The 12,349-nt window shown below is 43.2% G+C and carries 10 protein-coding genes; 6 read left to right on the top strand and 4 right to left on the bottom strand.

The genetic code is table 11. The features are described 5' to 3' along the window. The first annotated feature begins 284 nt into the window (after nucleotides 1-284). Entirely contained in the window at nucleotides 285-1,880 is a 1,596-nt protein-coding gene (locus VEA_RS15370; protein ID WP_012842220.1) for a hypothetical protein, read from the top strand. Between the two features lie 63 nt (nucleotides 1,881-1,943). Here VEA_RS15370 and VEA_RS15375 read toward each other — a convergent pair whose 3' ends face one another. The 3 genes from VEA_RS15375 to rnk all read right to left on the bottom strand — a co-directional run bounded on the left by VEA_RS15375 (nucleotide 1,944) and on the right by rnk (nucleotide 5,807). Further along, nucleotides 1,944-3,728, bottom strand: coding sequence for an Ig-like domain-containing protein (locus tag VEA_RS15375; RefSeq protein WP_012842221.1), 1,785 nt, complete (start codon nucleotides 3,726-3,728; stop codon nucleotides 1,944-1,946). A gap of 479 nt (nucleotides 3,729-4,207) precedes the next feature. Then, entirely contained in the window at nucleotides 4,208-5,161 is a 954-nt protein-coding gene (locus VEA_RS15380; RefSeq protein ID WP_041853129.1) for a GGDEF domain-containing protein, read from the bottom strand. 238 nt (nucleotides 5,162-5,399) lie between these two features. After that, nucleotides 5,400-5,807: a nucleoside diphosphate kinase regulator gene (gene rnk, locus VEA_RS15390; protein ID WP_005394604.1), complete on the bottom strand. Its 408-nt coding sequence runs from the start codon at nucleotides 5,805-5,807 to the stop codon at nucleotides 5,400-5,402. A gap of 529 nt (nucleotides 5,808-6,336) precedes the next feature. On the opposite strand from rnk, the gene nirB reads away from it, so the two are divergent. The 4 genes from nirB (at nucleotide 6,337) to cobA (ending at nucleotide 11,218) form a co-directional block, all read left to right on the top strand. After that, entirely contained in the window at nucleotides 6,337-8,901 is a 2,565-nt protein-coding gene (gene nirB / locus VEA_RS15395) for a nitrite reductase large subunit NirB (RefSeq protein ID WP_012842224.1), read from the top strand. Between the two features lie 13 nt (nucleotides 8,902-8,914). Further along, complete coding sequence (nirD, locus tag VEA_RS15400; RefSeq protein WP_012842225.1) at nucleotides 8,915-9,238, top strand: nitrite reductase small subunit NirD; 324 nt, start codon at nucleotides 8,915-8,917, stop codon at nucleotides 9,236-9,238. A 196-nt stretch (nucleotides 9,239-9,434) separates the two neighbouring features. Further along, nucleotides 9,435-10,286 (top strand): formate/nitrite transporter family protein, encoded by an 852-nt coding sequence (locus tag VEA_RS15405; RefSeq protein WP_005394601.1) that lies wholly within the window; start codon nucleotides 9,435-9,437, stop codon nucleotides 10,284-10,286. Nucleotides 10,287-10,459: 173 nt separating this feature from the next. Beyond that, nucleotides 10,460-11,218 carry a uroporphyrinogen-III C-methyltransferase gene (gene cobA / locus VEA_RS15410; RefSeq protein WP_012842227.1) on the top strand — a complete coding sequence of 253 codons (759 nt, stop codon included), beginning with the start codon at nucleotides 10,460-10,462 and terminating at the stop codon, nucleotides 11,216-11,218. A 13-nt stretch (nucleotides 11,219-11,231) separates the two neighbouring features. On the opposite strand, the gene VEA_RS15415 is transcribed toward cobA, so the two are convergent. Further along, nucleotides 11,232-11,672, bottom strand: a complete 441-nt coding sequence (locus VEA_RS15415; protein ID WP_012842228.1) for a DUF4174 domain-containing protein — start codon at nucleotides 11,670-11,672, stop codon at nucleotides 11,232-11,234. Nucleotides 11,673-11,789: 117 nt separating this feature from the next. Here VEA_RS15415 and VEA_RS15420 point away from each other — a divergent pair, with 117 nt between their 5' ends. Next, on the top strand, nucleotides 11,790-12,278 hold the full coding sequence (locus VEA_RS15420; protein ID WP_005394594.1) for a LabA-like NYN domain-containing protein: 489 nt from the start codon (nucleotides 11,790-11,792) through the stop codon (nucleotides 12,276-12,278). The last annotated feature ends 71 nt before the right edge of the window (nucleotides 12,279-12,349 follow it).

Raw genomic sequence — 12,349 nt, forward strand, 5'->3', positions numbered from 1 at the left:
TGTCAATCTGTAACATTATCCTAGAACACGTATATATCTTTGTTATCGTAGGTTTTTTTGTCTCTTTTGTTTTCTTTCTCTTTCTTTAAAATTGAACACTCTGTTCATTCTCTTCGCTGTTGAAAATATTTAGTTTAATAAAATCATAACCTTAAGTAGTGGCATGCTCTATGCGTTATACGAGCTCGAAACGAAAGTTGTATCTCGCTTTCACTCTTTCTTAAAAGGCAATTAATGACATAGGGACCTTCGTCTAGCTTTAGAAGCGTTCTAAGGAGTAGGTTATGAATTCTTGTAAGTCAGGTATCTGGCATACGATGAAGAGCTTTCTTTATGCAATATTTACAAGTTTGCTAATAGGTAGCTCTGCATTTGCAACACCAACAGATGGCGTATTTGAGTTAGAAGCAAATGCTAATGCGATAGATGACTCTGGAGTAGGTGCTCCAGATGACTGGTCAACGCCGCCAAACAGTGGTGGAGCATTAGTATTTAGCTTTGAGAATGACACGGCAACACCGGATACAATCTTTACTGGTGGTAATAAAGACATCAAAGACATACCGGAACTTGGTTGGAAGACTGGTACGGTACTTGATAAAGGGGACATTCTTCATGCGTATGCAGCGGCATACAACATTAATAATGACCTTGTACTCACCTTTGGTGCAGACCGTTTTGGTAACAGCGGTGATGCCTTCTTAGGTTTTTGGTTTTATCAAGACTCAGTCAGTACAAACCCAGACGGTACATTCACTGGTCAACATATTGCTGGCGACCTTTTGATTCAGGTGAATTATTTGCAAGGGGCAAATGAGGGGCCAGAAATTTTGGTTCTTGAGTGGGACACAACTTGTGCGAAAGCTGATAACAATAATCCACAAGATGGTCAGTGTGCTGCGACAAACTTACGTTTGAAAGTTAAGACAAATGCACTGTGTTCACCAGGCGCGCAAGATGTGTGTGCTTCAACCAATACAACTGACTCACCTGCACCATGGGCGTATACGCCAAAAAGTGGTGTCGAAAATGTCTTCCCTCCAGAAACCTTCTTTGAAGGTGGTGTAAACCTTACTGAACTTCTACAAACAGACACCTGTTTTAGCTCATTTGCAGCCGAAACAAGAGCATCAAGCAGTATTACCGCTCAGTTGAAAGACTTTGTGGTTGGTGACTTTGAGTTGTGTAGTGTTGATATCACTAAAACATGTAATCAAGCGGTCGTGAATGAAACAGAAGATGGTTACGTTTACTCATACAGCGGCGACGTGATTAATGATGGTGTCGGTACGCTCTACGATGTTGTTGTAGAGGATTTAGAAGCAGGTACTACACATAGCTTAGGTGCCATTGCTTCAGGTGATAGTGCTTCATACAGCGGCAGTTTTGAAAGTACAAGCAATGGTCTAACTAATACGGTGAAAGTCACAGCAGCTGCGACTCCGGGTGGCCAAGCGACCATTACTGATACCGCAAGTGATCCATGTGAGTCATTGAGCTTGTCTCCAATGATTAGTGTAACGAAGTCATGTGAAAGCGGCTTCAAGCTTACTGAAAATGGTATCATTGCTGAAGTGAGCTTCTCGGGAATGGTATGTAACACAACGCCTGGACTTACTTTAGTGAATGTTTCTGTTGTGGATGACTCAGGTACGCCTGAGGATGCTTCTGATGACGTGACAGTAGTGAATAATATCGAACTCGCTTCGGATCAATGTCAGTCTTATACTGGTAGTTATATCCCAACGGCATTTAGCAATGCAGAAACACAATCTTTCCGTGATACTGTGACGGCGGTTGGTTTCTTGAAAATCGATAATACTCAAGCGACGAATACAGCTTCTGCAGACTGTGATATTTGTCCTGCACCAAGTAACTAATTGACGTCTTTTGAATAAAAAGCCTGGAGTATTCTCCAGGCTTTTTTGTATGAATTGCGTGATTTAGTTCGGTTTCCCTTTACCGTTTCCACCACCATTCCCACCAGAAGTCGATTGTAAGGTGATACTAATCGTCGCGGTTGAAGAAGATTGACCGTCACTGATCGTATAAGTAAATGAATCATTATTCTTAAACTTCTTCGAAGGTGTGTATTCAATGGAGCCATCACTCAGTACACGGGCGCTGCCTTTGTTTGGCTTAGCGACCGTAATCGCAAGAGAGGTCGATTGTTCAAACGAGTCATTATTTAACTGCTCGATGCGAACGACGGATTTATCACTGATCGTTACGCTATCATTCACCGCCTCAAGTGGTGACGTCGACTCAGACAACACTGTGTAAGATAGCTCGGTTTCGGCTGATTGTTCATTTTCAGCATCTATAACGTCAACGGTTATGCTGTAAGAGTTCGGCTGAGCATCGTTGTTTGACGTAACCATGACCGTCGTTTCTGCACTCATGCCGGAAGGAACCGTCAAGGCGCTTGCGTCATAATTCCATCCGTCAGGAACGCTTAAAGCCGTTGTATAGGTCGCGTCTGCACATTCTGTATTATTCTGGTTCGTCACTTTAAGATTATACGCTAACGTTTCTCCAGCATTTGCATCAGAACCTGATAGTGGGGTTAGAGAGAGTAGAGGCGATGTCGCAACGCATTGCCCGGATTCACCACCAAATATGACACTGACCTGTGCGTTTTGACCATTAGCACTTTCCAAAGTAATCGACACGCCTGTTTTTGGATCGGTGAACGTTCCACCAATTGGAAGAGCAGGGTCTTCCCAGTCATTACTCCCAAATAATTGTTTGAAAGTGGAGTCAGGCTTCATGTGTAGCAAGCGGCTACTTTTAAGATCACCGTCTGTCGCTAGGCGCACAACCACACCTTCTGTCACATCTTGGCGGTATACGATGTACGAACGGTCACGTAAAAAGCTGTCGTAGCCAAGAGCTTGTCGATATTCAACGTAAAACCATTGGCGCTGACCTGTAATTGGATCGGTACCTCTTGGGATTTTTAAAACTTTTGATGAAGTACTTTCAAAGTCTTCATAGGCATCAATAGAGTAAACACCATCACTAGAAATGATTTGAGCAGGGGAGGTCTGCCACCCTAAGTTTTCCAATTGGAAGGCGCTAAAGTAACCCATATCGTAGTTACCCATTGTATCGTAGCTATCACCGTACTCTATGACACGGCAATCACCAGCTAACGTACCGTCTTTACAGTCGAGTGCGGAAGCGTGATGCAATCCAAAATTATGTCCTAATTCATGGGCGATAACTCGAGGCTCGAAAACCGCATTTATTGACGCTCTAGAGGGAGTTACTCCTTGGCTACCAGAGCCTTCTGATGCACATCCAGTTTTGGTTGTTAAGTAGATAAAACGGTCATAGTTTGATAGTTGATATCCCGCAGTTTCAGCCATTTTGTTGGCTTCCGCTGCTACAGCATCATCATCGCAAATTTGGTTTGATATCGGTAAGGTGAATGTTCCAGCAACATCACCAGATAGCCAAAGTTGCCCCTGGGACATTTGCGAATAGAAGTCGCTAACGGTATTAAAAACAACATGATGGGCGTCTTCTTTAGAGATCGGGATCTCTTGAGGGTTTTCTTGGAAATTGACGAGTACAACTAATGTTTTTTGTTCACCACTAGCCACTTGCTCAGCATAAGCCTCTGATGAAAAAGAATATGCTGACACGAGGGTTACAAAGCCTAGAGCTAGCAAGCGTAAATTTGACGCAACAAAGCCCAATTGAGGGAGGATGACCTTCTTCAATTTATATACCTACTTAATATTTTGATATTAAATGAAATTACAAATTCATAATGTTTTAAATAAAATAAATACCGAGCTCTATCCAAATAGAACCAGTAATTATCAAGTGTGCATTATGTTTTATAAAGTTTGTTTTATATTTGTGTGTGTTTATTACTTTTAAACACGAGGCGAGATATTAGCAGAAGGGGTGGTTAAAATTCAACCATGCATTTCGGTTTTTATAAGTTTATGAATTATAATGTTTAACTACTTTTTACTGGTGGTTTTTATAAAAATAATAAGAAATAATATTGTATGCAACAAAAGCAGTTACAAAGACAGTAATAATATTACACCGTGTAGTATGCAACACTCTTAATTGTTTGTTATTTCTTTTGTTTCCTATATAAATGACTTATTAAAAATAAGACGCTATCAATTCCATAGAGAAAATTGTCAAATTAAAGAAATATTAATTTCAAAAAACAAGAGACTTATTATATCTGGATATAGGCAACGCCATTTTTGCCATTTTTCTTTATCTCATACATTGCATGATCGGCTTTTTGATAAACTTCATTAAACTGTTGTTTTCCTTTATCAAATAGACAAACACCGATGCTCATTCCAATCGTTACTTTATTTAAGTCCTGATTTATCGCAGGAATGATGGAACTTAAGAGTCGATCACAAAGTTGAGATATTTCTTCTTGATTTGAATAAGAGCTTAAAACGACAAACTCATCTCCTCCTATGCGTCCGACTTGAGACTTGCTTGGCGCAAGCTCTGTTAAGCTATTGGCGATATTAATGAGGAGAGTATCACCAGTATGATGGCCTAGCTGGTCGTTAACTGCTTTAAAATTATCTATATCAACAAACACTAAGGCAGACTGCTGAGACGGCTTGGTTTGAGGTTGATGATTAAAGTTTTCCTCAATTGCTTTTCTATTTAACAGTCCGGTCAATGGATCACTCGAAGCTAACTTAGCCAGTTGCTGCTCATATCGCTTTTCTTTTGTAATATCGATATGAGTGCCCATCATGCGTAGTGGTTCGCCATCAGAACCATACTCGACGACGCGCCCTCGATCGTAGACCCAACTATCACTGCCGTCTTTATGAATCATGCGATGAACTACCTCATAAAGGTCGGTTTTGCCAGCTAGGTGATCTTCAAATGCACCCACCGCAAGATCATAATCTTCAGGGTGGAGATTGTTTTTCCACGTTTCAACCGTCGCGGTTAACTCATGGGGCTGATAACCTAGCATTTTGCCCCACTGCATATTGAATATCGTCAAAGTACCTGAAGGAATATGCTGCTCCCACAAACACAGTCCATTACTGTCGAGTGCAGCATTCAACTTTTCTTGTAGTCGCGCATTCTTCCGCTTCAGCTCTTCATTTTCTTTTTCTAAGCAGGCAATTCGAGTTAGATATTCTTCCATTTTGCGCATAATTTACGTCGTTTTCGGAGCGACAATATACGAAAAATACTTTGCAATTTCTATGATTGAGCTTGGAGATATAGGTATTGAATATGCGGTAAATAATAAAGAATCGGTGATGTTACTTAAGAGCAGCAAAGTAAATGCTTGGAAAAACAAAGAAGGAAATAGGGGATAAGCGAGGGGCTCTCCTGGTGCAAAGTCATAAATGAGGCCTTTGCACCGGGACTACTGAGGGTTAGCGGTTTAGTGCACCACAACGCTCAGGCTGGTAGGTGATATCGACAATTTCAATTGTCTTCACTTGATTATTTGGCATTGGCCATTCAAGTTTTTGACCAACAGACAAACCGATCAGTGCGCTGCCTACGGGCGCAAAAATGGAAATATCATCACTGCTTTTCAGCTCAGATGGGTAAACCAGTGTCTTTGTCATGGTTCTATCTTCACCTGCAAATTTAAACTCTACAGTTGAGTTCATCGTGACCACATTATCTGGCATTTGTTCTGGCTCAAGAACCGTCGCACGGTCTAGCTCTGCTTCTAGCTCAACAAGCTCCGCCGCGATGTTTGGCATTTTATCCAACAAAGCCGTGATTCGGTTCATATCTAAGCTTGAAATGTAGATAGAATTGTTTTCTGACATTTTATGACTCCCAAATAAAAGGCCGCCTCACAAACATGGGACGGCACTCTATATGTCAATTACGGTATCAATCATATGGATTTTATTCCATATGAACTAAATCAGATTCTAGTCTTTATAGTGCGACTTAGCTAGTAAAAGATTTTTGTTGTGAGACTTGATTTTTCTAAAACTTTCAGTCATTTCAGTTGTTCACCTTTAATAGCCTTGAAACGGCTAGGTTAAAACGAATGCTTTGTTTTTAAACAAAGCAGGGTTTATCGTTAGCGTGGTTTAACTCGACAATCATTGCCATTCTGTAAAAGCCAAAACTGTATAGCCCTTTGTGAGCATGACTGCGGTTATCTCATTTTGTAAAAACTACCAACATCCGTTAATAAATTACCTTTTATTTTTCAATATCAAGATAAAAACGTTTATCTACCCCTTTAGGGTAGTTTGAAATTGTAATTGATTTACATCATGTATTAATTTTCTTTCACAATTAACAATGAGCTCAGTGATAAGAACCTAACCCTTAGGAATTATAATGAGCAAGTTGAAGCTAGTAGTCATCGGTAACGGTATGGTAGGGCACCGTTATATTGAAGACTTAGTCGAGAAAGCTGATATCTCTAATATGGAGATTACCGTTTTCTGTGAAGAACCTCGTGTCGCATACGACCGTGTGCACCTTTCCTCTTACTTTTCTCACCATACTGCAGATGAACTTTCTTTAGTAAAAGAAGGCTTCTACGAGAAACACGGTATTAATATGCTGATCGGCGAACGCGCGATTAACATCAACCGTGAAAACCGCATTGTTTACTCAAGCACTGGCCGTGAAGTTCAATACGACAAGCTGATTCTTGCTACAGGCTCATTCCCATTTGTCCCGCCTATCAAAGGTCATGAAAGCAAAGACTGTTTTGTTTACCGCACGATCGAAGATCTAAAAGCGATTGAAGCGTGTGCGAAAAACAGCAAATCAGGCGTGGTTATCGGTGGTGGTCTTCTAGGTCTTGAAGCGGCAGGCGCACTAAAAGCATTGGGTGTAGAAACACACGTTGTTGAGTTCGCGCCAAAGCTGATGGCTGAGCAACTTGACCTTGCTGGTGGTAATCAACTTCGTCAAAAAATCGAGCGTATGGGCGTGAACGTTCATACCAGCAAAAACACGCTAGAGATTGCAGCAGAAGGTAAAAATGCTCGTAACGTCATGCGTTTCGCTGACGGCACTGAGTTAGAGACAGACTTCATTGTATTTTCAGCGGGTATTCGTCCACAAGACAAACTGGCTCGCCAAATGGAGCTAGAACTTGGCCCTCGTGGCGGTGTTGCTATCAACGACCATTGTCAGACTTCTGATGAGAACATCTACGCGATTGGTGAGTGTGCGTCTTGGAATGAAATGTTCTACGGCCTTGTTGCTCCGGGTTACAAGATGGCGACCGTTGCGGTTGATCACCTACTAGGTAACACAGAAAGCAAATTCGAAGGCGCTGATATGTCTGCGAAGCTGAAATTGTTGGGCGTGAAAGTAGGTTCTATTGGTGATGCGAACGGTCGCACTGAAGGTTGTAAGAGTTACGTTTACCAAAACGAAGAGCAAGAAGTTTACAAACGTCTTATCGTTTCTGAAGACAACAAGAAGCTGCTAGGTGCAGTACTAGTAGGTGACACGTCTGATTACGGCGATTTGCTTCAATTGATGTTGAACGAAATCGACCTACCAGAACACCCAGATGCCTTGATCCTTCCTGCACACGCAGGCGCTGAGAAACCAGCACTAGGTGCAGACGCTCTACCAGAAAGCGCGGTGATCTGTTCATGTTTCGATGTAACCAAAGGCAAGATCGCACAAGCGGTTGCTGATGGCCACCATACATTGGGCGACATCAAAGCAGTGACAGGCGCTGGCACAGGCTGTGGTGGTTGTATTCCTCTAGTCACTTCTGTTCTAAACGCAGAGCTTGCTAAATCTGGTATTGAAGTGAAGAACGACGTTTGTGAGCACTTTGCTTACTCACGCCAAGAGTTGTTCCACCTAATCCGTATCGAAGAGATCAAAACGTTTGATGAGCTTTTAGAGAAATACGGTAAAGGTTACGGCTGTGAAGTATGTAAACCACTTGTGGGCTCTATTTTGGCGTCTTGCTGGGGTGAGCACATTCTTAAGCCACAACTGGTTAAGCTGCACGACACGAACGATAACTTCCTAGGTAACATCCAAAAAGACGGTACTTACTCTGTGATCCCACGTATGGCGGGTGGTGAAGTAACGCCTCAAGCACTGGGTGCGCTAGCGAACGTTGCTGCTGAATACAATCTATACACCAAAGTAACCGGTGCTCAGCGTATTGGTCTGTTTGGTGCTCAAAAAGACGATCTTCCAGAGATCTGGCGTAAGCTTATCGACGCTGGTTTCGAAACAGGTCAAGCATACGCAAAAGCACTTCGTATGGCGAAGACCTGTGTTGGCTCAACGTGGTGTCGTTACGGCGTTCAAGATTCTGTTGGTTTAGGTTCTTACATCGAGAACCGTTACAAAGGCATTCGTACACCTCATAAGATGAAGTTTGGTGTTTCTGGCTGTACTCGTGAGTGTGCGGAAGCACAAGGTAAAGACCTTGGCATCATCGCGACTGACGCAGGCTGGAACATGTACGTATGTGGTAACGGTGGTATGAAACCTCGTCATGCAGACCTACTAGCAAGCGATCTAGATAAAGAAACGCTAATCAAGTACATCGACCGCTTCATGATGTTCTACATCCGTACTGCTGCGCCACTACAACGCACATCAGTTTGGATGGAAAACATGGAAGGTGGTGTTGACTACCTACGCGAAGTGATTGTTGAAGACAAACTTGGCATCAACGCTCAATTAGAAGCAGACGTAGCGAAGCTTGTAGACGAGTACGAGTGTGAGTGGACGGCGACCATCAATGACGAATCACAACTGACTCGTTTCACACACTTCATCAACTCTGACAAGCGCGATGACAACGTTGTGTTTGTTCAAGAGCGCGAACAGCACCGCCCAGCGACCTTCACGGAGAAACATCCTGAAGCGAAAGGCGACATCCTACACGTAGCGATCACTGAAGCATAAGGGAAGGTTGAACATGTCATTTGAAAAGATTTGCCAAATCAGCGACATCGTACCGGGCACTGGCGTTTGTGCTTTGGTTAATGGTCAGCAAGTTGCGGTATTTCGCCCAACAGAAGCGGAAGAAGTGTTTGCCATCAGCAACAAAGACCCATTCTTCCAATCAAACGTGCTTTCTCGCGGTTTGATTTGTGAGCACCAAGGCGAACTTTGGGTAGCAAGCCCACTTAAAAAGCAACGCTTTAACCTGACAACAGGTGCGTGCATGGAAGACGAGCGTTTTAACGTGAAAGCGTACAAAACACGCGTAACCAACGGTGAAGTAGAAATTTCTGCATAAGCTTGGTTTGCATTCCCTCCTCTTTAAGGGGTGGGAATGCGCCGTGTACTTAGATTCAATAGACAAAGGCTTTCCAAGCGTCATCTTGGGGGAACAGGGAAGCGAGATGATGTCGACAGCAGTGGGTGTCAACGGGAAGCCTTTCTCTATTCAATCTTTAACTTTTTAACTTTCAATTTTGAATAAGGACACATTCATGTCTACAGACTTTAAACCTGCTGAATTCGTGCAAACCATGATCAACGTGGGTGAAGCGAAAATTAATACCAGCACTCGAGATCTTCTGCTTCGCGGCACGATGGCAGGCGTTATTCTGTCTCTTGCAGTGGTGGTTGCTATTACCGCGATTGTACAAACGGGCATTGGCCTTGTGGGGGCGCTTGTTTTCCCTGTGGGCTTTGTGATTCTCAGTGTGATGGGTTACGACCTTGTCACAGGTGTTTTTGGTCTTGCTCCTTTGGCTAAGTTTGCTAACCGTCCGGGTATCACTTGGGGTCGTATTTTCCGTTGCTGGGGATTGGTAGGTTTGGGTAACCTGATTGGTTCTCTAATTGTGGCTTACCTAGTGGCAATCTCTCTAACCGGTAACTTCTCTCTAGAGCTCAACGCGGTAGCGAAGAAGTTTGTCGCTGTATCGACTGCCCGTAGCCTTGGTTTCGAAAACATGGGCATGGACGGATGGATCACGTGTTTTGTACGCGCTATCTTCTGTAACCTAATGGTGTGCCTAGGCGTGATCGGCAACATGACGGCACGTTCAGTATCTGGTCGTGTAGCGATGATGTGGTTCCCAATCTTCATCTTCTTCGCGCTAGTATTCGAGCACACCGTGGTAAACATGTTCCTATTCCCACTGGGTATGATCTTAGGTGCGGATTTTGGTATCGCGACTTGGTTGAACTTCAACCTTATCCCAACCATCTTAGGTAACATAGTTGGTGGTCTTGTAATGACTTGTCTGCCACTGTACCTAACTCATGCGAAAACAGCGCCTTCTATCAACGTAGTTGAAGAAGAAGTAAAAGCAGAGCCTGCAATCGCAAAATAAACTGCTTTTATCTGGCCCTACCTATGGAAGGTAGGGCTACTCAACTCATTTAACTTTCAATAGATATTGTATTGATTTAGCTATAAAAAGTAATAACTCCTTGGGGTAGTTTAAACCTTAAGTTAATAACGTGAGTGTTACTCTTTATATCCAAATTTCCGATAGGCGTTGATATGACTACTGCGAACTCATCTTTAAACAGCGGCTTTGTTTCTTTAGTTGGTGCAGGTCCGGGCGATCCAGACTTGCTGACGGTCAAAGGTTTGAAAGCCATTCAAGCGGCTGAAGTTGTGGTGTATGACCGATTGGTGTCGAAAGACATTCTTGAACTGGCTCACGCATCTGCTGAGATGATTTATGTCGGGAAAAAGCTCGATTTTCACTGCGTACCACAAGACCAGATCAATCAAATCTTGGTACAAAAAGCGCAAGAAGGTAAACGCGTTGTGCGCCTAAAAGGTGGTGATTCTTTCATCTTTGGACGCGGCGGTGAAGAGTTAGAAGAGCTTGCAGAATATGGCATCAAATACGAAGTGGTGCCGGGGATCACCGCTGCAGCGGGTGCAACAGCTTATGCTGGTATACCATTAACGCACCGTGACCACGCGCAAAGCGTTCAATTTATTACAGGTCACGTGCAAAAAGACGGTCGCGAAATTGAGTGGCATTCGTTAGCGCAATCTAACAACACACTTGTGTTCTACATGGGTTTGAAGCAAAGCGGTCACATCATGGATAACCTGATCACTCATGGATTAGATCCAGAGATGTCATGCGCCATTATTGAAAATGGTACGCGTCCAGAGCAGCGCGTGTTCCAAGGAAAACTGAACGAACTTTCTGAAATGGCTGAGAAGGCGATCAGTCCAGCATTGATCGTCGTTGGCTGCGTGACTCAGTTGCACAACAAACTAGACTGGTTTAGAAAATAAGTTCATCTAATGGTTAGATTTTGCAGGGGCTATGACGTCTCTGCATTTCTTGCTTACGCATTGGCATTTGATCAATCAAGTTGTTGATAAAAGGCCAATCCGTTTCTGCGCCCCATCGGTATTTCTCTTGGCCATCTTTACCCAGTAAAATTGCGGTATGTGAGCCTTTTTCAATTTCATACAGCTTGGCAAGCATTTTCAAATCAAACTCTTCTTTGAGCCAAGCTGGAGACGTGTAACCTTGTTCTGTAATGACTAATGTGACCACGTCTCTGTCTTCCAACTCGCACTCATTCATGAGTGTTTCTAGTAAGAATTGTTTAACGTATTCATCGTTTTCTGGAGCGAAGTAAAGCACACTCCGATGCGGCCAGTACTTTGAATGTGCTGGATAACCGAATGCTGTCGATGACAAGATACAAGAAAGTAGTATCACTAGTAACTTTCCGCCCATGACAGTTCCCCTAGAAACCCAAATACCGTTTATACGTTAAGTTTAGTGGAATTGGCTCATTGTGCTTTTACCAAAACTGACTTAGGGTAGGCAGCAAATAAATCAAGCGTAGAAAAGATGAATTCAGAAAGAAAACAAAAGATCGCCATTTTGGTTGATGTACAGAATGTGTATTACACCTGTCGCGAAGCATATCGCAGTAATTTTGATTACAACCAGTTTTGGTATGTTGCGACGCAAGGGAAAGAGGTGGTGAGTGCTCGTGCTTATGCCATCGCGAGTAACGATCCAAAACAGCGTCAGTTTCATCACATTTTACGCGGTGTTGGGTTCGAGGTAATGCTTAAACCCTATATTCAGCGTCGTGACGGCAGCTCGAAAGGCGACTGGGATGTCGGTATTACTCTTGATGCGATTGAAATTGCCCCTGAAGTTGAAGAAGTGATTCTCGTTTCTGGAGATGGGGACTTTAGTCTTCTGGTGGAACGAATTCAGCAGCGCTTCAATAAAACGGTGACCGTTTATGGTGTGCCTAAGCTAACATCCCAAACTCTGATTGATTGTGCCGATAACTTTGTCGCGATTGATGATGACTTCTTACTGTAATAACTAACGTGACAAAGAAAAGGCGAGTCATTCAGGCTGTACGCTAACGTACAATGACTCGCCTCTAATTT

The sequence above is a fragment of the Vibrio antiquarius genome, from assembly GCF_000024825.1.
GTDB classification, from domain to species: domain Bacteria; phylum Pseudomonadota; class Gammaproteobacteria; order Enterobacterales; family Vibrionaceae; genus Vibrio; species Vibrio diabolicus.